Below are 24,960 nucleotides of genomic sequence, written 5' to 3'. Positions count from 1 at the left end.
CTTAATAGAATGAAAAAGTGGATTTTGATGCTATCAATTGTTTTATTACTTTTTGGTAGTGTTGTGACATACAGGCTAATTGATATCAAAGACAAAATGGAACAGTTTGCCAATCGCCCTGAACCAGCATTCCCAGTAACCGTAACTGAAGTACAAGCGGTTGATTGGGTTCCTGCTATAGAGGCAATTGGCTTTATTGAACCAAACCAAGGGGTTACCGTTGCTAATGAAACTAGCGGTGTTATCGACAAAATCGCATTTGATTCCGGTACTCAAGTCAAAGCAGGCCAGCCATTAGTACTGCTTGACTCTGACGTTGAGAAAGCGAATTTAAAGAGCTCGCAAGCCAAGTTGCCAGCAGCAGAAGCGAAATACAAACGCTACCAAGGGCTATTTAAAAAAGGCTCTATTTCTAAAGAAGCGTATGACGAAGCAGAAGCGAACTACTTCTCCTTAAAAGCGGACATTGAAAGCTTGAAAGCGACCATCGACCGACGCGAAATCAAAGCGCCATTTGATGGTGTAGTAGGTATTCGTAACGTGTACCTAGGTCAGTACCTACAAGCGGGTACTGATATTGTTCGCCTGGAAGACACCAGCGTGATGCGCTTACGCTTTACCGTGCCGCAAACCGATATTTCACGTATCAATATCGACCAAGAAGTGGATATCTTCGTGGATGCCTACCCAGATCAGCCTTTCAAAGGTTCAATTTCTGCAATTGAGCCTGCGGTTAACGTACAAAGTGGCTTGATTCAGGTTCAAGCAGATATCCCTAACAGTGATGGCAAACTGCGTAGTGGTATGTTCGCACGTGCAAACATCATTCTGCCTAAATTAGAAAATCAGGTCACTCTGCCTCAAACTGCGATCACGTTTACGCTATACGGCGACAATGTTTACATCGTAACGGAAGAAGATGGCGAGAAACGCGTTAAGCAGCATGTGGTAAAAGTTGGCGAACGCTCTAAAGATATCGCACACATTCTAGAAGGCGTGAAGCCAGGTGATGTAGTGGTGACATCGGGTCAAGTCCGTTTAAGTAACCACGCAAAAGTAAGCATTGTCGAAAGCGATGCAACTACCCCACCTGCTGAAACACCAATGCTTTAAGTTGGAGGCATCATGCGCTTTACAGATGTTTTTATAAAACGTCCAGTTTTAGCGGTATCGATCAGTTTTTTGATTGCATTGCTTGGTTTGCAAGCCGTGTTCAAAATGCAAGTTCGTGAATACCCTGAAATGACGAATACAGTGGTCACCGTGACCACCAGTTACTACGGTGCAAGTGCCAACTTGATCCAGGGCTTTATTACTCAGCCATTGGAGCAAGCGGTGGCGCAAGCCGATAATATTGATTATATGACCTCGCAATCGGTGTTAGGTAAATCTACCATTACCGTCAACATGAAGTTGAATACCGACCCGAACGCGGCATTGGCTGACATCTTAGCGAAAACTAACTCGGTACGTTCCCAGCTTCCAAAAGAAGCCGAAGACCCAACCGTAACGATGTCGACTGGTTCAACTACCGCGGTATTGTATATTGGTTTTACCAGTGACGAGTTGTCTTCCAGCCAGATCACCGACTACCTTGAGCGTGTAATCAACCCACAGCTATTCACTGTAAATGGTGTATCAAAAGTCGACCTTTACGGTGGTATGAAATACGCGCTGCGCGTATGGCTAGATCCAGCCAAAATGGGCGCATTAAAGCTGACTGCAACGGATGTGATGAGCGTTCTTAACGCCAACAACTACCAATCTGCGACGGGTCAAGCGACGGGTGAGTTCGTGCTTTATAACGGTAGCGCGGATACTCAGGTATCAAACGTTGCTGAACTTGAAGCGTTGGTCGTAAAAACGGGTGAAGGGGACGTTATTCGCTTAGGTGATATCGCGAAGGTAACACTTGAGAAGAGTCACGACGTTTACCGTGCAAGTGCAAACGGCCAAGAAGCCGTGGTTGCTGCAATCAACGCCGCGCCAAGTGCCAACCCAATCAACATCGCTGCTGATGTGCTTGAATTATTACCTCAACTTGAGCGCAACTTACCAAGTAACATCAAAATGAACGTGATGTACGACTCTACCATTGCGATCAACGAGTCAATTCACGAAGTAGTGAAAACGATTCTTGAAGCGGCAATTATCGTACTTGTAGTGATTACACTGTTCCTAGGTTCGTTCCGTGCGGTCATCATTCCTATCGTCACTATTCCACTCTCTTTGATTGGTGTGGCAATGGTTATGCAGGCAATGGGCTTCTCTTGGAACTTAATGACACTACTAGCGATGGTACTTGCCATCGGCCTGGTGGTGGATGACGCGATCGTGGTGCTAGAAAACGTGGACCGTCATATCAAAGAAGGCGAGTCACCATTCCGTGCAGCAATCATTGGTACGCGCGAAATTGCTGTGCCAGTTATTGCGATGACATTAACGCTAGGTGCGGTATACGCACCAATCGCGTTGATGGGCGGTATTACGGGCTCGTTGTTCAAAGAGTTCGCTTTAACGCTAGCAGGTTCGGTATTTGTGTCCGGTATCATCGCTTTAACGCTATCACCTATGATGTGTTCAAAGATGCTGAAGGCGAACGAAAAGCCGAGCAAGTTTGAGCAAAAAGTTCACCATATCCTTGATGGCATGACTAATCGCTACGCAAATATGTTAAAAGCAGTAATGGCGAGCCGACCAGTGGTGATCGTATTTGCCATTATTGTATTTGCAAGCCTACCTGTTTTATTCAAGTTTATTCCTAGTGAACTAGCTCCTTCTGAAGATAAAGGTGTTGTTGTGCTCATAGGGACCGCACCATCGAATTCGAATTTGGACTACATCCAAAACACCATGGATGATGTGAATAAGATTCTCTCTGATCAACCAGAAGTAGAATACGCTCAGGTATTTAACGGTGTTCCGGATTCTAATCAAGCGTTTGGTTTAGCTACACTCAAACCATGGGGCGAACGAGAAGCGAGCCAAGCAGAAATCAAACAGCGTGTTGGTGGGCTTGTTTCGAGCATTCCGGGAATGTCTATTGCTGCCTACGAAATGCCGGAGCTACCAGGTGCTGGTTCAGGCCTTCCTGTACAGTTCGTAATTACAACACCAAACAACTTTGAAAGTTTGTTTACCGTTGCAAATGACATTCTGTCAGAAGTAGCAAGCAGTCCAATGTTTGTCTATTCCGATCTGGATCTGAAATATGATTCTGCAACGATGAAGATCAAGATCGATAAAGACAAAGCGGGTGCCTACGGTGTGACTATGCAAGACATTGGTATCACCCTCAGTACGATGATGGCAGATGGCTATGTAAACCGTATCGACCTAAATGGCCGTTCTTATGAGGTAATTCCTCAGGTTGAGCGTAAATGGCGTCTAAACCCAGAATCGATGAAGAACTACTATGTACGCTCTGTAGATGGTAAAGCGGTTCCATTAGGTAGTCTGATTACCATCGATGTGGTGGCCGAGCCTCGCTCTTTGCCACACTTCAACCAGTTAAACTCAGCGACTGTAGGTGCAGTTACTGGCCCTGGTGTCTCGATGGGAGATGCAGTTAATTGGTTTGAAAATATCGCACAAACCAAACTGCCTGCAGGCTATAACCACGATTACATGGGCGAATCTCGTCAGTTTGTGACAGAAGGTAGTGCCTTGTATGCAACCTTTGGCCTTGCACTTGCGATCATCTTCCTCGTTCTGGCGATTCAATTTGAATCACTCCGCGACCCTATTGTCATCATGGTATCTGTACCGCTAGCAATATGTGGTGCCTTGATCGCGTTGGCGTGGGGTACGGCCTCAATGAACATCTACTCACAGGTTGGTTTGATCACGCTGGTCGGCCTGATCACCAAGCACGGTATCTTGATCTGTGAAGTAGCCAAAGAAGAGCAGTTACATAATAAACTGTCTCGTATTGATGCGGTGATGGAGGCTGCGAAAGTGCGTCTTCGCCCTATCCTAATGACAACCGCAGCAATGATCGCAGGTCTGATCCCGCTGATGTACGCAACAGGTGCAGGCGCCGCACAACGTTTCAGTATCGGTATCGTCATCGTTGCTGGTCTAGCAATTGGTACATTGTTCACACTATTCGTACTACCTGTGATTTACAGCTACCTAGCAGAAAAACACAAACCACTGCCAGTATTTGTTGAAGACAAAGACTTGGAGAAATTGGCACGAGTTGATGAAGCGAAAGCAGCCCACCGTGAATTAGCGGATAACAGATAAGCTTTTAAGGCATTCAAAAAGGTCACTTCGGTGACCTTTTTTATTGCCGCTCTCTTTTTTGCCATCTAAATGGCGACTTTCACGTATCATTTACTTAAAATGAGGACAAATCAAAAGGAGTTTTAGCCACTATGTTTGACCCAAAGAAATTAGAGCAAATTGCTAAACAGATTCACGACTCAATGCCTCAACCTGTAAAAGAGTTAGGCTCTGATGTTGATCAGAAGGTTCGCCAAGTAATCCAAGGCCAACTGAATAAGTTAGATGTCGTAAGCCGCGAAGAGTTTGATGTTCAAACTCAAGTTTTACTGCGCACGCGTCAAAAGCTGACAGAAATGGAACAGAAATTGGCGGAGCTTGAAGAGAAGCTTGCAGAAAAATAAGTGTTAAAACGCTCCTCATAAAGGAGCGTTTTTCTTATCGGCGCGCAGATAAATCGGCTAAAAATAAAAAGGCTTGGTCAACGGCGACCAAGCCTTTTGATTAGATGTTGTGTTTTTGTATTTATCGACTCCAGTCTGGCCAGAGTTCATTTAATATTTTCTCTACTTTGAAGCAAAGAAAATTAGCCACCAACCGCGATGCGCTTCATATCTGTCATATAACCACGTAGTTCTTCACCGATATATTCTACAGGGTGGTTGCGGATTGTTTCATTCACAGCGATAAGAGTCGCGTTATCCACTTGGTTAGAAGTTTCACCTAGACCTTTACCAATGACGTCTGTACTAACAGAAGGCATGAATTTTTCACGCAGTAGCGGCGTTGCTACATTAGCAAATAGGTAGTTACCATATTCAGCCGTATCAGAGATAACCACGTTCATCTCGTATAAACGCTTACGTGCGATAGTGTTTGCGATAAGTGGCAGCTCGTGTAGAGACTCGTAGTAAGCAGACTCATCGATGATGCCAGAAGCGGTCATCGCTTCAAATGCTAGCTCAACACCCGCACGAACCATAGCAACCATCAGGATACCGTTATCGAAGTACTCCTGCTCAGAAATTTCTACGTCAGTTTCTGGGTAGTTTTCGAAAGCAGTTTCACCCGTTTCTGCACGCCAGCCTAGTAGGTTTGCATCGTCGTTTGCCCAGTCAGCCATCATCGTGCTAGAGAAGTGACCTGTGATGATGTCATCCATGTGCTTGTTGTATAGCGGACGCATCAGCTCTTTTAGCTCTTCAGAAAGTTCAAATGCTTTTACTTTCGCAGGGTTAGTTAGGCGATCCATCATATGAGTGATACCACCAAACTTCAGAGCTTCCGTGATCGTTTCCCAGCCGTATTGAAGAAGCTTGCCTGCGTAGCCAGGTTCGATACCGTCAGCAATCATCTTCTCGTAACATACGATAGAACCAGCCTGCAACATGCCACAAAGGATAGTTTGCTCACCCATTAGGTCAGATTTCACCTCAGCAACAAAAGAAGACTCTAGACAGCCTGCACGGTGACCACCTGTTGCTGCAGCCCAAGCTTTCGCGATATCCCAACCTTCACCTTTTGGGTCGTTCTCTGGGTGAACAGCGATAAGAGTCGGTACACCGAAACCACGCTTGTATTCTTCACGAACTTCCGTACCCGGACATTTAGGTGCAACCATTACTACCGTTAGGTCTTTACGGATTTGCATGCCTTCTTCAACAACGTTGAAACCGTGTGAGTAACCTAGCGCTGCGCCTTCTTTCATTAGCGGCATTATCGTCTCAACAACGTTTGTGTGCTGCTTATCTGGAGTAAGGTTTACTACTAGGTCAGCTTGCGGAATTAGCGTTTCGTAGCTACCAACCTCAAAACCGTTGTCTTTTGCGTTTTTGAATGACTGGCGTTGCTCATCAATCGCTGCTTGGCGAAGCGCATAAGCAACGTCTAGACCAGAGTCACGCATATTCAGACCTTGGTTAAGACCTTGAGCACCACAACCTACGATGACCACTTTCTTGCCTTTTAAGTAATCCGCTTCTGAAGCAAATTCGCTACGGTCCATAAAGCGACAACGACCTAATTGGTCCAACTGCTCGCGCAAGTTTAAGGTATTGAAATAATTAGCCATCTGGGTGCTCCTTTGAGATTCTTCCATTGAGGTCGGTAATTGCCTTACCGAATAACTTCATACTAAAACAGACATTAAATTGCTTAAAGTGATATATTCACAATTAGTTATTGCAATTTGTGCAACATGGAAATGAAGATTTAATGAATATCAAAAGCCTGCAACTTTTTATTCATCTGTGTGAGAGTAAAAGTTTCGCTAAGACCGCAGCAGCGATGCATGTAAGTCCTTCAGCCTTGAGCAGACAAGTACAAAAGCTAGAGGAAGAAACTAGCCAACAATTATTTTTGCGGGACAATCGCAGCGTTGATTTAACGAGCCAAGGCAAAAAACTGGTTCCTGTCGCCTTAAAAATTCTTGGCGAATGGCAGCAGTACCAAAGTCACCTAAAAGGAGCAGAGGACGAGTTGAAAGGAGAAATCCGTCTCTTTTGTTCGGTTACTGCAAGCTACAGCCACCTGCCAGAGTTAATCTCTGATTTTCGTCTGCAGCATCCTTTTATCGAATTTAAGCTATCAACCGGCGACCCGGCTCAAGCAATCGACAAAATTCTAGCAGATGAAGCCGATATTGCCATCTCAGCCAAATCTGAGCAGATGCCAAGCAAAATCGCATTTGAAACGATCAGTGAAATACCGCTTTCTGTCATCGCTCCTGTCGGCGTGAGTTCATTTGCGGAGGAGCTACAAAAAGAAAGACCAAACTGGTCAGTCATTCCATTCATTCTCCCAGAAGCAGGGACAGCAAGAGATAGAGCCAATACTTGGCTCAAACAAATGAAAATAAAGCCGAATATCTACGCGCAAACGTCAGGGCATGAAGCCATCGTAAGTATGGTTGCACTAGGATGCGGTGTAGGTATCGCACCTGATGTCGTGATCAACAATAGCCCGGTGAGAGAGAAGATAAATCGCTTAAAAGTGTTGCCAATTAAGCCTTTTGAACTTGGTGTCTGCTGCAACAAAAATCAGTTAGAGAATCCATTAGTGAAGGCTTTTTGGAAAGTGGCAGAGAGTAAATACATTACACCTTAACGATAGATGTTTTGAGTTCTGAGTGCTTAGGTAATTTTCAAAACCCAGAAACGCAAAAAAGCCCACTCTTTCGAGTGGGCTTTTTCAAATTTAAAGCCTGGCGATGTCCTACTCTCACATGGGGAAGCCCCACACTACCATCGGCGCTATTTCGTTTCACTTCTGAGTTCGGCATGGAAGTCAGGTGGGTCCAAAACGCTATGGTCGCCAAGCAAATTCTTTAATTCGGAAAGCTGTTTTCGTTCTTACACATTCAATGTTCTTTCATTGAGTCCATCAAAACCCCTTGGGTGTTGTATGGTTAAGCCTCACGGGCAATTAGTACAGGTTAGCTCAACGCCTCACAACGCTTACACACCCTGCCTATCAACGTCGTAGTCTACGACAACCCTTTAGGATACTTAAAGTATCAGGGAGAACTCATCTCAAGGCTCGCTTCCCGCTTAGATGCTTTCAGCGGTTATCGATCCCGAACTTAGCTACCGGGCAATGCGTCTGGCGACACAACCCGAACACCAGAGGTTCGTCCACTCCGGTCCTCTCGTACTAGGAGCAGCCCCTTTCAATTCTCCAACGCCCACGGCAGATAGGGACCGAACTGTCTCACGACGTTCTAAACCCAGCTCGCGTACCACTTTAAATGGCGAACAGCCATACCCTTGGGACCGACTTCAGCCCCAGGATGTGATGAGCCGACATCGAGGTGCCAAACACCGCCGTCGATATGAACTCTTGGGCGGTATCAGCCTGTTATCCCCGGAGTACCTTTTATCCGTTGAGCGATGGCCCTTCCATTCAGAACCACCGGATCACTATGACCTGCTTTCGCACCTGCTCGAATTGTCATTCTCGCAGTCAAGCGGGCTTATGCCATTGCACTAACCTCACGATGTCCAACCGTGATTAGCCCACCTTCGTGCTCCTCCGTTACGCTTTGGGAGGAGACCGCCCCAGTCAAACTACCCACCAGGCACTGTCCGCAACCCCGATAAGGGGTCGACGTTAGAACATCAACACTACAAGGGTGGTATTTCAAGGACGGCTCCACGCAATCTAGCGACTGCGCTTCAAAGCCTCCCACCTATCCTACACATGTAGGGTCAATGTTCAGTGCCAAGCTGTAGTAAAGGTTCACGGGGTCTTTCCGTCTAGCCGCGGGTACACTGCATCTTCACAGCGATTTCAATTTCACTGAGTCTCGGGTGGAGACAGCGTGGCCATCATTACGCCATTCGTGCAGGTCGGAACTTACCCGACAAGGAATTTCGCTACCTTAGGACCGTTATAGTTACGGCCGCCGTTTACCGGGGCTTCGATCAAGAGCTTCGACCGAAGTCTAACCCCATCAATTAACCTTCCGGCACCGGGCAGGCGTCACACCGTATACGTCATCTTGCGATTTTGCACAGTGCTGTGTTTTTAATAAACAGTTGCAGCCACCTGGTATCTGCGACTCTCAATAGCTCCATCCGCGAGGGACTTCACCGTCGAGAGCGTACCTTCTCCCGAAGTTACGGTACCATTTTGCCTAGTTCCTTCACCCGAGTTCTCTCAAGCGCCTTGGTATTCTCTACCCGACCACCTGTGTCGGTTTGGGGTACGATTCCTTACAATCTGAAGCTTAGAGGCTTTTCCTGGAAGCATGGCATCAATGACTTCACATCCGTAGATGCTCGACGTCGTGTCTCAGCCTTAAGAAGAGCCGGATTTACCTAACTCTTCAGCCTACGCACTTGAACCTGGACAACCGTCGCCAGGCCCACCTAGCCTTCTCCGTCCCCCCATCGCAATTGTAAGAAGTACGGGAATATTAACCCGTTTCCCATCGACTACGCCTTTCGGCCTCGCCTTAGGGGTCGACTTACCCTGCCCCGATTAACGTTGGACAGGAACCCTTGGTCTTCCGGCGAGGAGGTTTTTCACCCCCTTTATCGTTACTCATGTCAGCATTCGCACTTCTGATACGTCCAGCATGCGTTACCACACACCTTCAACCGCTTACAGAACGCTCCCCTACCCAATGCACTAAAGTGCATTGCCGCAGCTTCGGTTTACTACTTAGCCCCGTTACATCTTCCGCGCAGGCCGACTCGACCAGTGAGCTATTACGCTTTCTTTAAATGATGGCTGCTTCTAAGCCAACATCCTGGCTGTCTGAGCCTTCCCACATCGTTTCCCACTTAGTAGTAATTTGGGACCTTAGCTGGCGGTCTGGGTTGTTTCCCTCTCCACGACGGACGTTAGCACCCGCCGTGTGTCTCCCGGATAGTACTTACTGGTATTCGGAGTTTGCAAAGGGTTGGTAAGTCGGGATGACCCCCTAGCCTTAACAGTGCTCTACCCCCAGTAGTATTCGTCCGAGGCGCTACCTAAATAGCTTTCGGGGAGAACCAGCTATCTCCAGGTTTGATTGGCCTTTCACCCCTAGCCACAAGTCATCCGCTAATTTTTCAACATTAGTCGGTTCGGTCCTCCAGTTGATGTTACTCAACCTTCAACCTGCCCATGGCTAGATCACCTGGTTTCGGGTCTATATCCAGAGACTGAACGCCCAGTTAAGACTCGGTTTCCCTACGGCTCCCCTAGATGGTTAACCTTGCCACTGAATATAAGTCGCTGACCCATTATACAAAAGGTACGCAGTCACAGGACAAGCCTGCTCCTACTGCTTGTACGTACACGGTTTCAGGTTCTATTTCACTCCCCTCACAGGGGTTCTTTTCGCCTTTCCCTCACGGTACTGGTTCACTATCGGTCAGTCAGTAGTATTTAGCCTTGGAGGATGGTCCCCCCATATTCAGACAGGATATCACGTGTCCCGCCCTACTCGATTTCACTGAATATGCGTCGTCAGTTACGGGGCTATCACCCTGTATCGCCAAGCTTTCCAGCTTGTTCACCTAACGCCTATAAAGCTTAAGGGCTAGTCCAATTTCGCTCGCCGCTACTTTCGGAATCTCGGTTGATTTCTTTTCCTCGGGGTACTTAGATGTTTCAGTTCCCCCGGTTCGCCTCGTTATGCTATGTATTCACATAACGATACTTACTTATGTAAGTGGGTTTCCCCATTCGGAAATCCCAGACTCAAGTGGTTTTTACTACCTAATCTGGGCTTATCGCAAGTTAATACGTCCTTCATCGCCTCTGACTGCCAAGGCATCCACCGTGTACGCTTAGTCACTTAACCATACAACCCGAAGGAGTTTCGAGTTGATGTTCAAATCACCAAAGTTGTCTCTCATTATTTGAATGAGCGAGAGACATATCGATTTTGCCGGACTCAAATTCCAAGAACACTTGAATGTGTTTTTAGTTGTATTCATAAATGAATACTTTGAGAACTTTACAAACAACAATAAATTGTTGTTTTGTCAGCTTTCCAAATTGTTAAAGAGCTATGTTGCTTCACAAGGAAGTTACATTTTCTAAAGACTTTCAGAGTCAAAAATGCCAACCAGTATCAATTGCTTGTTCTGGTTTGGACGTTTTATTCCAAAAATACTTAGAGAATGGTGGGCGATACCGGGCTCGAACCAGTGACCCCCTGCTTGTAAGGCAGGTGCTCTCCCAACTGAGCTAATCGCCCACATAAGTTTTAATTCTTCGTGGAGAAGAATGGTGGGTCGTGCAGGATTCGAACCTGCGACCAATTGATTAAAAGTCAACTGCTCTACCAACTGAGCTAACGACCCAATGGTATCCCGTAGGGGAGTCGAACCCCTGTTACCGCCGTGAAAGGGCGGTGTCCTAGGCCTCTAGACGAACGGGACACTAAGTTGAACATCTTGGGGGATGTTCTATCTCTTAAACTTCATAAACCATATCAATCTGTGTGAACACTCATCGCAATAATCATCGTATAAGGAGGTGATCCAGCGCCAGGTTCCCCTAGCGCTACCTTGTTACGACTTCACCCCAGTCATGAACCACAAAGTGGTAAGCGTCCCCCCGAAGGTTAAACTACCTACTTCTTTTGCAGCCCACTCCCATGGTGTGACGGGCGGTGTGTACAAGGCCCGGGAACGTATTCACCGTGGCATTCTGATCCACGATTACTAGCGATTCCGACTTCATGGAGTCGAGTTGCAGACTCCAATCCGGACTACGACGCACTTTTTGGGATTCGCTCACTTTCGCAAGTTGGCCGCCCTCTGTATGCGCCATTGTAGCACGTGTGTAGCCCTACTCGTAAGGGCCATGATGACTTGACGTCGTCCCCACCTTCCTCCGGTTTATCACCGGCAGTCTCCCTGGAGTTCCCGACATTACTCGCTGGCAAACAAGGATAAGGGTTGCGCTCGTTGCGGGACTTAACCCAACATTTCACAACACGAGCTGACGACAGCCATGCAGCACCTGTCTCAGAGTTCCCGAAGGCACCAATCCATCTCTGGAAAGTTCTCTGGATGTCAAGAGTAGGTAAGGTTCTTCGCGTTGCATCGAATTAAACCACATGCTCCACCGCTTGTGCGGGCCCCCGTCAATTCATTTGAGTTTTAATCTTGCGACCGTACTCCCCAGGCGGTCTACTTAACGCGTTAGCTCCGAAAGCCACGGCTCAAGGCCACAACCTCCAAGTAGACATCGTTTACGGCGTGGACTACCAGGGTATCTAATCCTGTTTGCTCCCCACGCTTTCGCATCTGAGTGTCAGTATCTGTCCAGGGGGCCGCCTTCGCCACCGGTATTCCTTCAGATCTCTACGCATTTCACCGCTACACCTGAAATTCTACCCCCCTCTACAGTACTCTAGTCTGCCAGTTTCAAATGCTATTCCGAGGTTGAGCCCCGGGCTTTCACATCTGACTTAACAAACCACCTGCATGCGCTTTACGCCCAGTAATTCCGATTAACGCTCGCACCCTCCGTATTACCGCGGCTGCTGGCACGGAGTTAGCCGGTGCTTCTTCTGTCGCTAACGTCAAACAACGCCGCTATTAACGACGCCGCCTTCCTCACGACTGAAAGTACTTTACAACCCGAAGGCCTTCTTCATACACGCGGCATGGCTGCATCAGGCTTGCGCCCATTGTGCAATATTCCCCACTGCTGCCTCCCGTAGGAGTCTGGACCGTGTCTCAGTTCCAGTGTGGCTGATCATCCTCTCAGACCAGCTAGGGATCGTCGCCTTGGTGAGCCCTTACCTCACCAACTAGCTAATCCCACCTAGGCATATCCTGACGCGAGAGGCCCGAAGGTCCCCCTCTTTGGCCCGTAGGCATCATGCGGTATTAGCCATCGTTTCCAATGGTTATCCCCCACATCAGGGCAATTTCCTAGGCATTACTCACCCGTCCGCCGCTCGACGCCGTTATCGTTCCCCGAAGGTTCAGATAACTCGTTTCCGCTCGACTTGCATGTGTTAGGCCTGCCGCCAGCGTTCAATCTGAGCCATGATCAAACTCTTCAATTTAAGATTTTGTTCGGCTCAATGAATACTGAACATTACATAAGTAATGTTTGAATTGACTGTGCTGAATCCGAAGATTCAATGGTCACTTCGTTTCATTGAAACCTAATTTGAAACCGCTCTTTATTAAGAGAAATTTCTAATTGGATTATCATCAACGAGTGCCCACACAGATTGATAGGTCTATATTGTTAAAGAGCTTTTCCTGTTGAGCTTCGCTCAAAACAGGACGGCCATTTTAGCGAGTTAAAGTTTAGTGTCAATCACTTTTTTCAAACTTTCTTCAAGCGTTTCCGTTTGGCTAATTTGGCTTGCTCACCTCGACTTCGTTTCTTTCGAAGCGTTGCCGTGTCAGCGAGGTGGCATTATAGAGATTGCGATCACATTGGCAAGCCCTTTTTCTCGTTTTTTTTGATTTTTTTATCGTTCGGATAAATTTGCATCAAAAGCGGTCAAAAGAGCACGTTATTTCTACAGTTCTCTGAATTTATCTGCGAAAAGAGCCACTTTTTCCCAATTGGTGTATTCCACTTCTTTGGTCGTATCAGTTTCGCCACCTGTCATCGACATAATGAACCTAATCATAGTTCTGTCGAACCAGCTGTAACGTGGGTAATAAAGTGCACCAGCAAAAACACCGATTAGCGTTGGTTTCCAAGGCGACTTAATTAGAAACTTGCGAATGTAAGCACTACCTTCAGGTGTATCCTTTCCTTGGTCCTCTTTACGAGCGGTTAGGTTTACGCAGAAAAATGCCACTTTATTTTGCTCCAATTGATTGAGATTTCGCTCAATAAACTGGTATAGCTTTTTATTAAGATGACCATAACGAATAGAGGCACCTATCAACACTCTGTCGTATTGACTGAAGTCAATCGTCTCGACATTATGTAAATCCACCAGCTCACACTCGAAGTCTGGAAGTTGTTCATCTATATAGTGGAGAATTTTTTTAGTCTGCCCTTCGCGGGAAGAGTATAGAAATAATGCTTTTGCCACGATTTCCCCTTAGCTACGCCAAAACGTCGGCGTAAGTAGAATAAGTAAGGTAAAGATTTCCAAACGACCAAACAGCATAGAAACTATCAATACCCATTTTGCTTTGTCGTTAACATCACCAAAGTGAAGCGCCACTTCTCCCAAACCAGGACCGAGGTTGTTCAGAGTCGCAGCCACCGCAGAGAACGCACTGAGCTCATCCATTCCTGTTGCAATCAACCCCAACATACAAACCACAAATACCAATGCGTATGCGGAGAAGAAGCCCCAAACCGCATCGACAACACGTTGCGGTAGGGCACTGCCACCTACTTTGATGGTGTAAACCGCGCGCGGATGGACTAAACGTTTTAGTTCACGCGCACCTTGTAAGGTAAGAAGCAGGATACGAATCACTTTCATGCCGCCGCCTGTTGAACCAGCACAACCACCGATAAAAGAGGAGAACAATAGCAGTACAGGTAAGAAGAGCGGCCAGTCCGCAAAACCCGTCGTCGTAAAGCCCGCTGTTGTCGAAATTGACACGGTTTGGAACAGAGCCTGATCGAAAGCATCGTATGTCGATGTGTAAGAGTGGTGTTTCAGTAATAATAGGAAACAAACGACAAATAGCAGCACTTGAATAAACAAGAAAGCGCGAAACTCAGGATCTTTCCAGTAATACTTGGGATGCACACCACCTGATGCAAATGCAGCAAAGTGCAGCGTGTAGTTACATGCAGATATAAGCAGAAAAACCACCGTAATCAGGTTAATCGCGTAACTATCAAAGTATCCGATGCTGGCATCGTGGGTAGAGAAGCCACCAATGGCAATGGTTGAAAAGCTGTGACTGATGGCGTCAAATGGCGTCATACCAGCTAACCAAAAAGCCGAAGCACAGGCGATAGTCAGACTCAAATAGATGTACCAAAGCGCTTTAGCGGTTTCTGCTATGCGCGGCGTCACTTTAGTGTCCTTTACTGGGCCAGGGATCTCAGCGCGGTAAAGCTGCATACCACCAATGCCAAGTACTGGCAAAATCGCCACCGCTAATACGATGATTCCCATACCGCCGAACCACTGCAATAACTGTCGATAGAATAGAATTGCTTTAGGTAACTCATCCAAACCAACAATAACGGTCGCCCCAGTCGTCGTGAGAGCAGAAAACGATTCAAAAAACGCATCTGTCACTGAGACGTTCGGGTTGTCAGCAATTAGAAAGGGGATCGAGCCTGCGCTGCCAAGTACTGTCCAGAACAGAACGACAATAAGAAAGCCATCTCGAGCTTTAAGCTCGTGCTTATACCTGCGGTTTGGGTACCAACAAACGGCCCCACAAAACAGCAGAACAAAAAATGTCGTGACAAAAGGCACACCTGCACCATCTCGATAGATCAGCGCAACGAGTGCTGGCGCAAGCATAGTGACACTAAAGAGTGCGAGCAGTAGCCCGACGATTCGAATAATTGAACGAAATTGCATGGATAAATTGACTAGCGAAGCTGTCCCTGTTGCTTCCTGTTTTTCATTATTGTCCGTCTAGCGGAGTGACAATTGCCTTTGCCCCGCTTTTATTGATGATTGCTTGGGTAAACGCGCTCACTTCTCGAAGCTCAATTTCCACCACTAATACCACCTGATCGCTGTATTCAGCCTCGACTTCTATCGCACCAAATTGCGGCATGATTGACTGTGCGATCGGCATAAACCCATAGTCTAACGTTAGTCTGAGCTTTGTGGTTATTTTTTTCTCAATAGTTTGAAGCAGCTTGAGCGCTTGTTGTACCCCACCCCCATACGCTTTAACCAAGCCGCCTGTACCTAACTTGATTCCACCAGAGTATCGCGTGACCACTGCCGTGATCTCCCCCACCCCAGAGCCAGACAGCTGCGCCAAGATCGGTTTGCCTGCAGTTCCGGACGGCTCCCCATCATCACTAAAGCCCCATTTCATTGAATCTTCCGGGCGACCTGCAACAAAGCCCCAACAGTTATGTCTGGCATCAGCGTGTTTAGCTTTGATTTGATCAACAAATGCTTTTGCAGCTTCGATACTTGGCGTGTGTGCCAAATAAGTAATGAAGACGCTCTTTTTAATTTCTTCTTCAAATTGAGCGGGCTCTGCTGGAATCAGATAAGGCTTGTCATTCATAGGATTATGGATTCAGGTCTATTTGCCTGAAGTCTATCACGAGTGTGATTTACCCGTCGCATAAGATCTGCCACAGCGCACAATGTTAAACACTTGTTTAAAAAATGTATTGAAATTAGACAATCCACGATCCAAACTAACTTTACTGGTCAAACCAGAACAAAAATAAAACGACTTCCTCGATACCTATTTGCCGAGGTACACGGCGTCGTTGAAATAGGTATACAGACAATCCACGATTGTATGTCATGGAGATAGACAATGATTTACCAAGCCGAAACCCTACAGGTAAAGGAAATACAAGATGGTATTGCAGAGCTAAGCTTCTGCTCTCCAAAATCCGTCAACAAACTCGACCTAGCGACATTGGAATCGCTAGATAAAGCTCTTGATGCGCTCATTGCCCATCAAGGCCTCAAGGGGTTGTTGCTCACTTCAGATAAAGACGCATTCATTGTAGGCGCAGACATTACCGAGTTTTTAGGTCTGTTTGCTAAAACGGATGCCGAGCTCGACCAATGGCTGCAATTTGCTAACAGCATCTTTAACAAATTAGAAGACTTACCCGTTCCGACCATCTCAGTGATCAAAGGCCACGCTCTTGGTGGCGGTTGTGAATGTGTACTAGCAACAGACATGCGTATTGGTGACAAAACCACCAGCATCGGCCTACCAGAAACGAAACTGGGAATCATGCCAGGCTTTGGTGGTTGTGTACGCTTACCTCGCGTTATTGGCGCAGACAGCGCAATGGAAATCATCACCCAAGGCAAAGCATGCCGAGCTGATGAAGCATTGAAAATTGGCTTACTCGATGCTGTTGTAGAGACTGATGCTTTATACGAATCAGCACTACAAACTCTTAACTCTGCAATTAACGAGAAACTTGACTGGCAAGCACGCCGAGCACAGAAAACATCTCCGCTAACGCTGAGTAAGCTTGAATCAATGATGAGCTTCACCATGGCGAAGGGTCTGGTGGCACAAAAAGCAGGTCCTCATTACCCTGCCCCAATGACAGCCGTTATCACGATTGAAGAAGGTGCTCGCTTTGCACGTAATGAAGCGTTAGACATTGAACGTAAGCACTTCGTGAAATTGGCTAAGTCGGAAGAAGCAAAATCACTCGTTGGCCTATTCCTTAACGATCAATACATCAAAGGCATTGCGAAAAAAGCAGCGAAGTCAGCAAGTAAAGACACGCAACGTGCAGCCGTATTAGGTGCAGGTATCATGGGTGGCGGCATTGCTTACCAATCAGCGCTAAAAGGTGTGCCTGTCTTAATGAAAGACATCGCGCAAGCGTCGCTCGACCTAGGCATGACTGAAGCATCTAAGCTGCTGAATAAACGCTTATCTCGCGGTCGCATTGATGGCTTTAAGATGGCGGGTATTTTAGCGTCAATCACACCGAGCCTACATTACGCAGGTATTGAAAACTCTGATGTGATTGTTGAAGCTGTCGTTGAAAACCCGAAAGTAAAAGCGGCGGTTTTGAGTGAAGTTGAATCCCATGTCGGTGACGACACCGTTATCACCTCAAACACCTCGACGATTCCTATCAACCTATTGGCAAAATCACTAAAACGCCCAGAAAACTTCTGTGGTATGCACTTCTTCAACCCAGTGCATCGTATGCCTCTTGTTGAGATCATCCGTGGTGAGCACACCTCTGATGAAACCATCAATCGTGTTGTGGCGTATGCTGCGAAAATGGGCAAATCACCAATTGTCGTTAATGACTGCCCAGGGTTCTTCGTTAACCGCGTATTGTTCCCATACTTTGGCGGCTTCAGCATGCTACTTCGTGATGGTGCTGACTTTACGAAAATCGACAAAGTCATGGAGCGTAAGTTTGGCTGGCCGATGGGACCGGCGTACTTGCTTGACGTAGTCGGCATTGATACCGCGCACCACGCACAAGCTGTGATGGCAGAGGGTTTCCCTGAGCGTATGGGTAAACAAGGTCGTGATGCGATTGATGCACTATTCGAAGCAGACAAATATGGTCAGAAGAATGGTAATGGCTTCTACAGCTACACCATAGATAAAAAAGGTAAGCCGAAGAAAACCTTCTCTGAAGAGATCTTGCCGGTGCTCGCTGACGTTTGTGCCGATAAGCAGGACTTTGACGATGAGATCATCATTCAACGTATGATGATTCCAATGATCAACGAAGTTGTGCTGTGCCTTCAAGAAGGCATCATCGCGACTCCGCAGGAAGCAGACATGGCATTGGTTTATGGTCTTGGTTTCCCTCCATTCCGCGGTGGCGTATTCCGCTATCTAGACAGCGTGGGTATTGCTGAATACGTTGAAATGGCAAAACAACACGCCGAGCTAGGTGCGATGTACCAAGTACCGCAAATGTTGATTGATATGGCGGCGAAAGGTGAAAGCTTTTACGGTGCACAACAGCAAGGTTCTATCTAAGGAGGGATTCTAAAATGACTAATCAAACAAGAAATGTTGTCGTAGTCGATTGTCTACGTACTCCAATGGGTCGCTCTAAAGGTGGTGCTTTCCGTCATACACGAGCAGAAGATCTATCTGCGCGTCTAATGAAAGGCATTCTTGCACGTAACCCACAAGTGAACCCAAGCGAGATTGAAGACATCTACTGGGGCTGTGTACAGCAAACACTAGAGCAAGGCTTTAACGTTGCACGTAATGCCGCGCTACTCGCGGGCCTGCCGATTGAAATTGGCGCTGTAACGGTTAACCGTTTGTGTGGCTCATCCATGCAAGCGCTGCATGACGGCACACGTGCCATCATGACTGGCGATGCTGAAATCTGCCTAATTGGTGGCGTTGAGCACATGGGGCATGTGCCAATGAACCACGGTGTAGACTTTCACCCTGGTATGTCAAAGAACGTAGCAAAAGCTGCGGGCATGATGGGCTTAACGGCTGAAATGCTTGGTAAATTACATGGCATTAGCCGTGAGCAACAAGACGAGTTTGCCGCGCGCTCTCACGCTCGTGCGCACGCAGCAACCGTAGAGGGTCGCTTTAAAAACGAAATCCTACCAATTGAAGGCCATGCGGCTGACGGTACACTGTTTACTCTCGACTATGATGAAGTGATTCGCCCTGAAACATCCGTTGAAGGTCTATCTCAACTTCGCCCAGTGTTCGACCCTGCAAACGGTACAGTAACAGCCGGTACTTCATCGGCGCTGTCCGATGGTGCATCAGCGATGTTGATCATGAGTGAAGAGAAAGCCAATGAGCTTGGCTTGAAGATTCGTGCACGTATTAAAGGCATGGCCATTGCGGGCTGCGATCCTTCTATTATGGGTTACGGTCCTGTACCGGCGACGAAAAAAGCGCTCAAGCGTGCCGGTCTTTCAATTGAAGACATGGATGTGGTTGAGCTAAACGAAGCATTTGCAGCGCAGTCTCTGCCGTGTGCTAAAGACTTAGGCCTGCTTGATGTGATGGATGAGAAGGTCAACCTTAACGGTGGTGCGATAGCATTGGGTCATCCACTAGGCTGTTCTGGTTCACGCATCTCAACAACGTTGATCAACCTAATGGAAGCGAAAGATGCGAAATATGGTCTAGCCACTATGTGTATCGGTTTGGGTCAGGGTATAGCGACCGTATTTGAGAGGCCTTAACGCTTGGGGTGAAGTAGGATCAAAACGACGATGGTCGTAGTGATCTACTCAACAACCAGCATGAAATGAATAAATACTAAAATAATTTAGTATTACACTTAAGGGCGACATCAGATGTCGCCCTTTGTTTTACGCCAAACACAGTAAATATGCATACAAAGCATACATAAAATGAGTAACTTTCATTTTATTCATAGATAGAGAAGACATAGACTTATAGACAGTTAATATCTTGCTGTATGTGGCAACTGAGTCACGCTAACGCAATTTCGGAGAACCTTATGTTTAATGCTCTAGTTCTAAACCAAGAAGACAAACGCACTATCGCTAGTATCGAGCAAATCGATGAAACACAACTGCCGGAAGGTGACGTTCTGGTTGAAGTCGATTACTCATCGTTGAATTACAAAGATGGTTTGGCGATCACAGGTAAAGGTAAAATCATCCGTAACTTCCCGATGGTACCTGGCATTGATCTAGCGGGTACGGTTGTAAGTTCTGAAGATTCGCGTTACCAAGCTGGTGACAAAGTGGTCTTAACTGGCTGGGGCGTGGGTGAAAACCATTGGGGTGGCATGGCTCAACGTGCTCGTCTAAAAGCGGATTGGCTCGTGCCACTACCAAAAGGTCTAGACAGCAAGAAAGCAATGATGGTTGGTACTGCTGGCTTCACTGGTATGCTATGTGTTCAAGCACTGCTTGATGCAGGCATCAAACCTGAAGCTGGTGAAATCCTAGTAACGGGCGCAAGTGGCGGCGTAGGCTCGGTTGCAGTAACGCTCCTAGCACAGCTTGGCTACAAAGTTGCTGCAGTGACAGGACGTGTAGAGACAAACGGCCCGCTACTTGAAAAACTAGGTGCTAGCCGCATCATCGACCGTACTGAATTTGAGGAACCAGCACGTCCACTTGAAAAGCAAGTATGGGCAGGTGCGGTAGATACCGTCGGCAGCAAAGTACTAGCAAAAGTACTGGCGCAAATGGATTACAACAGTGCAGTCGCCGCTTGTGGTCTTGCAGGTGGTTTTGATCTACCAACTACAGTGATGCCGTTCATCCTACGTAACGTTCGTCTACAAGGTGTGGACTCAGTAATGTGTCCAACAGAGAAACGCATCGCAGCATGGGAAAAACTGGTTGAACTACTACCAGACAGCTATTTCGAGCAAGCATGTACTGAAGTAGAACTAGCAGAAGCACCAAAATACGCAGAAGACATCACCAACGGTCAAGTAACAGGTCGTGTGGTTATCAAGCTATAAACACTGACTCAGCGTAAACAGACGAAGAGCCGGCATTGCTGGCTCTTTTTGTTAGCAGTTTAGTCCCATATCTTCGATACGCTTAGCTATTAGACGGCTACATTCTTCACGCACAATCGTTCTTAACCATTCTTGAGCAGGGGAATGCTCGCAACGCGCATGCCAAATCATCGAGTATTCAAATGGAGTAAATTGGAATGGTAATGGTTTCACCACCAAGTCATAACGCTCGGCAACCAGATACGCCAAGTCCGCTGGCACTGTGATGATAATTGGCAAGGTATCCATGATCGCCAATGCGGCTTCTAAATGATAAGCCCGCAGAACCATTTTACGCTTAGGTTTCTCCATCAAAGCTTGTTCGATCAGTGCCTTAACACCATCACTGATGGCGATCATGGCATGTGGATGACTCAGATAATCATCCAAGCTCATTTCTTTATCCGCTAATGGATGCTGTTTTGAAAGCATACACAGCACCCCCACTCGCCCCAACACTTCACTGCGTAGAGGCTCCACCGGGCCTGTCGGGCGACAAATCGCTAAGTCTGCACCTTCATAAGTGAGCTGATCTGATAAACGGTCGTGTTGCAGTGGTAAGAAGTTGAAAGACACGTTTGGCGCTTCTTGGTAAATTCTCGGCAAAGCGAACGGTAAGATCGTTTGCATGGCATAGTCGGTGGTCACGATGTTGAAAGTCTGCACGCATTGCAATGGGTCAAACTCAACCGGAGATAACAACTGACGTAAAGACTCTAATGGCTCGCCCAATGAGCGATCGATCTCTAACGCTTTCTGAGTTGGGATCAAATGCTGTCCCTGACGAGTAAACAGCGGATCTCCCAATAAGTCACGCAGACGACCAAGCACACGACTCATTGCCGATTGACTCAAGTTCAGACGTGTTGCTGCCTTACTGACACTGTTTTCCTCTATCAGTACTCGCAACGCAACCAGTAAATTTAAATCTCGGCGATAGATGTCTTCCAGTTCCACGAATTAGCCACTTATTTTGTATGTGTTTGGGTAAATTGTACTCTTCAGGCAAAAAAAATCCCGCCTTTCAGCGGGGAAGCCCAAGAAAAATGGGGATAGTGTCGGAATGAAGTGTCGGTAAAAATAGGTGAGCGTTATTAAAGTATTCTGATCGAAGCAAAAAGCGCTAATTTTCTTGCTCAGATGCACCTGACCATTTGCGCATCTCGATCCAAATCCCAATAATAGTGGCAACCATGCCTACAAGAGGCATCAAAGAGGTGTCAGCTGGCGTTCTGAGTACCAAAGCACAAAACGAGATAAAACAAAGTACGGAGTAAATCGTAAGTCTGTCTAACGCTGTTAACATTGCCTCTTCCTTGCCAGTTGTTACCAAATTGTTAATTTAAGGTAAAACAAAAAATTCCGTTTGCCAAGTGGTTATTGAATATTTTTTCAACGAACGTAGAATTCACCGCTAAGTTAGTTACGAGAATCACACTATGAGCTTTAATCCTGAACTGGCAACAAAGACATTAGAGGCGGAAGGACTGCGCTGCCCAGAGCCAGTGATGATGGTCAGGAAGACAATTCGCAACATGCAAGATGGTGAGATTTTGCTGGTCAAAGCAGATGACCCATCCACGACTCGAGACATTCCGAGTTTCTGCCGTTTTATGGATCACCAATTAATTGCAGCACAAACGGAGCAAGTTCCGTATCAGTACCTGATCAAGAAAGGATTGGAGTAATCTGGTCGAATTAAAAACGGCAGCCGATTGGCTGCCGTTTGTTTATTCATCGTATTCGAGTGTGCGAACTTCTGATTGGAGCTTGTTGAGTTGTTTTTTCATTGCCCGCATCTCTTCATGCATAGGAATGATGTGGGCTACGCGAATCCACGCCTCTACTGTTAATCCAGTAAGAACGAACGATCCTGCCACAATCGGCAACCACATATCAGTCAGTACCATCGCTAACAAGCACAGCGCCAAACCAAAGGTGAATAAATAACTCTGACTCTTTGGGGTCATCCCCATGTAACGTGTAAGCATAAACTTGCCCTCTCGCTATCATTCACACCATTAAACTACCATGACAAGTATGACACTAATATGTCATCCGTCACGCTACGGAGCGATTTTAAGTCAGAGTTTGAGCTACGCCACTAATTCGCTAGTTATTGATTATTTGCATCATTTTAACGATTGTTCGCGGATAACATTTTCCATTTTCAGGCTGCGTTATCCGCCTAAAACATTAAAAGAAGGCCGCACCAATCGCCAACAACACGAACAAAATAGCGGTGACTTTACGAATCAAACCCAGAGGCATCTTGTCTGCTGAAAGCTTACCAATTAACACCACAGGCACGTTAGCCAACAACATACCAATGGTCGTACCAAGTATGACCCAACTCAGCGCATCCGCGTATTGCGCGCCTAGGATAGAAGTGGCGATCTGAGTTTTATCACCAATCTCAGCCACAAAGAAAGCAATAAAGCTGGCAATGAAAGGACCTCGGTTTGAAATCTGTTCGTCATCATCCAACTTATCAGGAATCAACACCCAAGCCGCCATCGCGACAAAACTGACCACCAGCACCCACTTTAAAATATCAGGTGATAAATAGTCAGCAACAACCACACCTAACCATGCAGCCAAAGCGTGGTTGGCAATGGTTGCCAAAAAGATTGCTGCAATAATTGGTATTGGTTTGCGGTAACGACTTGCGAGTAATAGAGATAGCAATTGGGTCTTATCGCCAATTTCTGCTAACGCTACAGTAGTAATTGAAATAGCTAAAACGCTCACGACATGCTCATTGGGGCAGGGATTATTATATTTAACCAAAGACAAACCTCACGCCCCTACCCCGGTTCGTGATGATTTGTCTAAGGTCTTGCTAAACTTGAAAGGCTTCAAGTCTCGAACGCCATGGTGATTTTGCACCAATTATGTTGACGGACGAACCAGATGAAACAGAAACTTCATCAGGTAAGCTACTCCCCAAAGACAGGCGCAATTCTAGCCACCTTTGTTGCGCTTCTCAAGAGCCAAAGCAGGCAAAAACTCCCTTTTAAGAAAAATACAGCAGATAACGCGGTAAAAATTCATTAAAGGAGAAAATCGCCCACGAATTAATCAAGATTAGCTCTACTCCCATGCTCAATATCTGGTTATACTAGATTGTTAATTTATTCAACCGTAATTACTCTTTATCGCCGTTGTTAGAGTTGAAAAACTCGGCATAGATGACGAATTAACGAGTAACAAGAGAATCGCGCGAACCTGACTTATGCAAAAATACGATATCAAAACCTTCCAGGGAATGATCCTCGCGCTGCAGGATTATTGGGCTCAAAATGGTTGTACCATTGTTCAACCGCTAGATATGGAAGTGGGTGCGGGTACCTCTCACCCAATGACCTGTCTACGAGCGCTTGGCCCAGAGCCAATGTCGACAGCTTACGTACAACCTTCACGTCGTCCTACTGATGGCCGTTACGGTGAAAACCCTAACCGTCTTCAGCACTACTACCAATTCCAAGTAGCGCTAAAACCATCGCCTGACAATATTCAAGAGTTGTACCTTGGCTCCCTTGAAGTTCTTGGTATTGACCCTCTTGTACACGACATCCGTTTCGTAGAAGACAACTGGGAAAACCCAACACTAGGCGCATGGGGTCTAGGCTGGGAAGTTTGGCTAAACGGCATGGAAGTGACTCAGTTTACTTACTTCCAACAAGTTGGCGGCCTTGAGTGTAAACCAGTCACTGGTGAGATCACTTACGGTATCGAACGTCTAGCAATGTACATCCAAGAAGTAGACTCGGTTTACGACCTAACTTGGAACATCGCGCCAGACGGCAGCAAAGTGACTTACGGTGATATCTTCCACCAAAACGAAGTAGAGCAATCGACTTACAACTTCGAGCACGCAGACGTTGAATTCCTATTTGGTTTCTTCGAGCAGTGTGAGAAAGAGTGTAAAGAGTTGCTTGAGCTTGAAAAGCCACTGCCATTACCTGCTTACGAGCGCATCCTAAAAGCAGGTCACGCATTCAACCTACTAGACGCGCGTAAAGCGATCTCAGTAACTGAGCGTCAGCGTTACATCCTGCGCATTCGCGATCTGACTAAGTCAGTAGCAGAAGCATACTACGCATCGCGTGAAGCTCTTGGCTTCCCAATGTGTAAGAAAGAACAAGCGTAAGGGGT

The 24,960-nt window shown here is 46.7% G+C and carries 17 protein-coding genes, 3 tRNA genes and 3 rRNA genes; 9 read left to right on the top strand and 14 right to left on the bottom strand.

The features are described from left to right. Window positions 1-9 precede the first annotated feature (9 nt). The 3 genes from MTR11_RS00960 to ubiK all read left to right on the top strand — a co-directional run bounded on the left by MTR11_RS00960 (window position 10) and on the right by ubiK (window position 4,631). Window positions 10-1,113, top strand: a complete 1,104-nt coding sequence (locus tag MTR11_RS00960; protein ID WP_243326890.1) for an efflux RND transporter periplasmic adaptor subunit — start codon at window positions 10-12, stop codon at window positions 1,111-1,113. 12 nt (window positions 1,114-1,125) lie between these two features. Beyond that, window positions 1,126-4,248 (top strand): multidrug efflux RND transporter permease subunit VmeD, encoded by a 3,123-nt coding sequence (vmeD, locus tag MTR11_RS00955; protein WP_006743289.1) that lies wholly within the window; start codon window positions 1,126-1,128, stop codon window positions 4,246-4,248. 131 nt (window positions 4,249-4,379) lie between these two features. Next, window positions 4,380-4,631 (top strand): ubiquinone biosynthesis accessory factor UbiK, encoded by a 252-nt coding sequence (gene ubiK / locus MTR11_RS00950; RefSeq protein ID WP_005398178.1) that lies wholly within the window; start codon window positions 4,380-4,382, stop codon window positions 4,629-4,631. 182 nt (window positions 4,632-4,813) lie between these two features. Here the strand turns inward: ubiK and ilvC are convergent, their stop codons facing one another. Beyond that, window positions 4,814-6,298 carry a ketol-acid reductoisomerase gene (gene ilvC, locus MTR11_RS00945; RefSeq protein WP_005398179.1) on the bottom strand — a complete coding sequence of 495 codons (1,485 nt, stop codon included), beginning with the start codon at window positions 6,296-6,298 and terminating at the stop codon, window positions 4,814-4,816. Window positions 6,299-6,441: 143 nt separating this feature from the next. Here ilvC and ilvY point away from each other — a divergent pair, with 143 nt between their 5' ends. Beyond that, window positions 6,442-7,332: an HTH-type transcriptional activator IlvY gene (gene ilvY, locus MTR11_RS00940; protein ID WP_243326889.1), complete on the top strand. Its 891-nt coding sequence runs from the start codon at window positions 6,442-6,444 to the stop codon at window positions 7,330-7,332. A gap of 95 nt (window positions 7,333-7,427) precedes the next feature. On the opposite strand, the gene rrf is transcribed toward ilvY, so the two are convergent. The 9 genes from rrf to MTR11_RS00895 all read right to left on the bottom strand — a co-directional run bounded on the left by rrf (window position 7,428) and on the right by MTR11_RS00895 (window position 15,878). Beyond that, window positions 7,428-7,544 (bottom strand): 5S ribosomal RNA (gene rrf / locus MTR11_RS00935). An 85-nt stretch (window positions 7,545-7,629) separates the two neighbouring features. Beyond that, a 23S ribosomal RNA gene (locus tag MTR11_RS00930) occupies window positions 7,630-10,519 on the bottom strand. Between the two features lie 323 nt (window positions 10,520-10,842). Then, window positions 10,843-10,918: transfer RNA gene (locus MTR11_RS00925), tRNA-Val, on the bottom strand. A gap of 30 nt (window positions 10,919-10,948) precedes the next feature. Then, window positions 10,949-11,024 (bottom strand) — tRNA-Lys (locus tag MTR11_RS00920). A 2-nt stretch (window positions 11,025-11,026) separates the two neighbouring features. After that, window positions 11,027-11,102: transfer RNA gene (locus MTR11_RS00915), tRNA-Glu, on the bottom strand. A gap of 90 nt (window positions 11,103-11,192) precedes the next feature. Beyond that, a 16S ribosomal RNA gene (locus tag MTR11_RS00910) occupies window positions 11,193-12,745 on the bottom strand. Together the 16S, 23S and 5S rRNA genes with 3 tRNA genes alongside form the textbook arrangement of a ribosomal RNA operon. Window positions 12,746-13,213: 468 nt before the next feature. After that, complete coding sequence (gene hemG, locus MTR11_RS00905; protein ID WP_012841253.1) at window positions 13,214-13,741, bottom strand: menaquinone-dependent protoporphyrinogen IX dehydrogenase; 528 nt, start codon at window positions 13,739-13,741, stop codon at window positions 13,214-13,216. Between the two features lie 9 nt (window positions 13,742-13,750). After that, window positions 13,751-15,208 (bottom strand): TrkH family potassium uptake protein, encoded by a 1,458-nt coding sequence (locus tag MTR11_RS00900; protein ID WP_124008248.1) that lies wholly within the window; start codon window positions 15,206-15,208, stop codon window positions 13,751-13,753. A gap of 46 nt (window positions 15,209-15,254) precedes the next feature. Continuing rightward, window positions 15,255-15,878: a YigZ family protein gene (locus tag MTR11_RS00895; protein ID WP_005378891.1), complete on the bottom strand. Its 624-nt coding sequence runs from the start codon at window positions 15,876-15,878 to the stop codon at window positions 15,255-15,257. A 261-nt stretch (window positions 15,879-16,139) separates the two neighbouring features. Here MTR11_RS00895 and fadB point away from each other — a divergent pair, with 261 nt between their 5' ends. The 3 genes from fadB to MTR11_RS00880 all read left to right on the top strand — a co-directional run bounded on the left by fadB (window position 16,140) and on the right by MTR11_RS00880 (window position 20,763). Further along, window positions 16,140-18,311 (top strand): fatty acid oxidation complex subunit alpha FadB, encoded by a 2,172-nt coding sequence (fadB, locus tag MTR11_RS00890; protein ID WP_243326888.1) that lies wholly within the window; start codon window positions 16,140-16,142, stop codon window positions 18,309-18,311. A 14-nt stretch (window positions 18,312-18,325) separates the two neighbouring features. Continuing rightward, complete coding sequence (gene fadA, locus MTR11_RS00885) at window positions 18,326-19,501, top strand: acetyl-CoA C-acyltransferase FadA (protein WP_006743176.1); 1,176 nt, start codon at window positions 18,326-18,328, stop codon at window positions 19,499-19,501. Between the two features lie 281 nt (window positions 19,502-19,782). Further along, complete coding sequence (locus MTR11_RS00880) at window positions 19,783-20,763, top strand: MDR family oxidoreductase (protein ID WP_085344399.1); 981 nt, start codon at window positions 19,783-19,785, stop codon at window positions 20,761-20,763. A 51-nt stretch (window positions 20,764-20,814) separates the two neighbouring features. Here MTR11_RS00880 and MTR11_RS00875 read toward each other — a convergent pair whose 3' ends face one another. Both MTR11_RS00875 and MTR11_RS00870 read right to left on the bottom strand, forming a co-directional pair. Further along, a complete protein-coding gene (locus tag MTR11_RS00875; protein ID WP_005378881.1) occupies window positions 20,815-21,759 on the bottom strand; it encodes a LysR family transcriptional regulator in 945 nt (314 codons plus the stop codon). Window positions 21,760-21,925: 166 nt separating this feature from the next. Then, window positions 21,926-22,108 (bottom strand): hypothetical protein, encoded by a 183-nt coding sequence (locus MTR11_RS00870; RefSeq protein ID WP_005394131.1) that lies wholly within the window; start codon window positions 22,106-22,108, stop codon window positions 21,926-21,928. Between the two features lie 133 nt (window positions 22,109-22,241). On the opposite strand from MTR11_RS00870, the gene tusA reads away from it, so the two are divergent. After that, entirely contained in the window at window positions 22,242-22,490 is a 249-nt protein-coding gene (gene tusA, locus MTR11_RS00865) for a sulfurtransferase TusA (RefSeq protein WP_005394130.1), read from the top strand. A gap of 42 nt (window positions 22,491-22,532) precedes the next feature. Here the strand turns inward: tusA and MTR11_RS00860 are convergent, their stop codons facing one another. Then, on the bottom strand, window positions 22,533-22,793 hold the full coding sequence (locus tag MTR11_RS00860) for a hypothetical protein (RefSeq protein WP_031780377.1): 261 nt from the start codon (window positions 22,791-22,793) through the stop codon (window positions 22,533-22,535). Window positions 22,794-22,998: 205 nt separating this feature from the next. Continuing rightward, complete coding sequence (locus MTR11_RS00855) at window positions 22,999-23,553, bottom strand: TMEM165/GDT1 family protein (protein ID WP_012841256.1); 555 nt, start codon at window positions 23,551-23,553, stop codon at window positions 22,999-23,001. A gap of 484 nt (window positions 23,554-24,037) precedes the next feature. Between MTR11_RS00855 and glyQ the strand changes: the two genes are divergently transcribed. Continuing rightward, window positions 24,038-24,955, top strand: coding sequence for a glycine--tRNA ligase subunit alpha (gene glyQ / locus MTR11_RS00850; protein WP_006743179.1), 918 nt, complete (start codon window positions 24,038-24,040; stop codon window positions 24,953-24,955). The last annotated feature ends 5 nt before the right edge of the window (window positions 24,956-24,960 follow it).

Source organism: Vibrio sp. CCB-PB317 (genome assembly GCF_022808245.1).
Classification (GTDB): Bacteria; Pseudomonadota; Gammaproteobacteria; order Enterobacterales; family Vibrionaceae; genus Vibrio; species Vibrio diabolicus.
Note: the sequence above shows the minus strand (reverse complement) of the source record. Positions and strands in the feature narration are given on the sequence as shown.

Coding starts and splice junctions, on each gene's coding strand:
- MTR11_RS00960 (WP_243326890.1), top strand. CDS start 10: ATGAAAAAGTGGATTTTGATGCTATCAATTGTTTTATTACTTTTTGGT.
- vmeD (WP_006743289.1), top strand. CDS start 1,126: ATGCGCTTTACAGATGTTTTTATAAAACGTCCAGTTTTAGCGGTATCG.
- ubiK (WP_005398178.1), top strand. CDS start 4,380: ATGTTTGACCCAAAGAAATTAGAGCAAATTGCTAAACAGATTCACGAC.
- ilvC (WP_005398179.1), bottom strand. CDS start 6,298: ATGGCTAATTATTTCAATACCTTAAACTTGCGCGAGCAGTTGGACCAA.
- ilvY (WP_243326889.1), top strand. CDS start 6,442: ATGAATATCAAAAGCCTGCAACTTTTTATTCATCTGTGTGAGAGTAAA.
- MTR11_RS00900 (WP_124008248.1), bottom strand. CDS start 15,208: ATGCAATTTCGTTCAATTATTCGAATCGTCGGGCTACTGCTCGCACTC.
- MTR11_RS00895 (WP_005378891.1), bottom strand. CDS start 15,878: ATGAATGACAAGCCTTATCTGATTCCAGCAGAGCCCGCTCAATTTGAA.
- fadB (WP_243326888.1), top strand. CDS start 16,140: ATGATTTACCAAGCCGAAACCCTACAGGTAAAGGAAATACAAGATGGT.
- fadA (WP_006743176.1), top strand. CDS start 18,326: ATGACTAATCAAACAAGAAATGTTGTCGTAGTCGATTGTCTACGTACT.
- MTR11_RS00880 (WP_085344399.1), top strand. CDS start 19,783: ATGTTTAATGCTCTAGTTCTAAACCAAGAAGACAAACGCACTATCGCT.
- MTR11_RS00870 (WP_005394131.1), bottom strand. CDS start 22,108: ATGTTAACAGCGTTAGACAGACTTACGATTTACTCCGTACTTTGTTTT.
- tusA (WP_005394130.1), top strand. CDS start 22,242: ATGAGCTTTAATCCTGAACTGGCAACAAAGACATTAGAGGCGGAAGGA.
- MTR11_RS00860 (WP_031780377.1), bottom strand. CDS start 22,793: ATGCTTACACGTTACATGGGGATGACCCCAAAGAGTCAGAGTTATTTA.
- glyQ (WP_006743179.1), top strand. CDS start 24,038: ATGCAAAAATACGATATCAAAACCTTCCAGGGAATGATCCTCGCGCTG.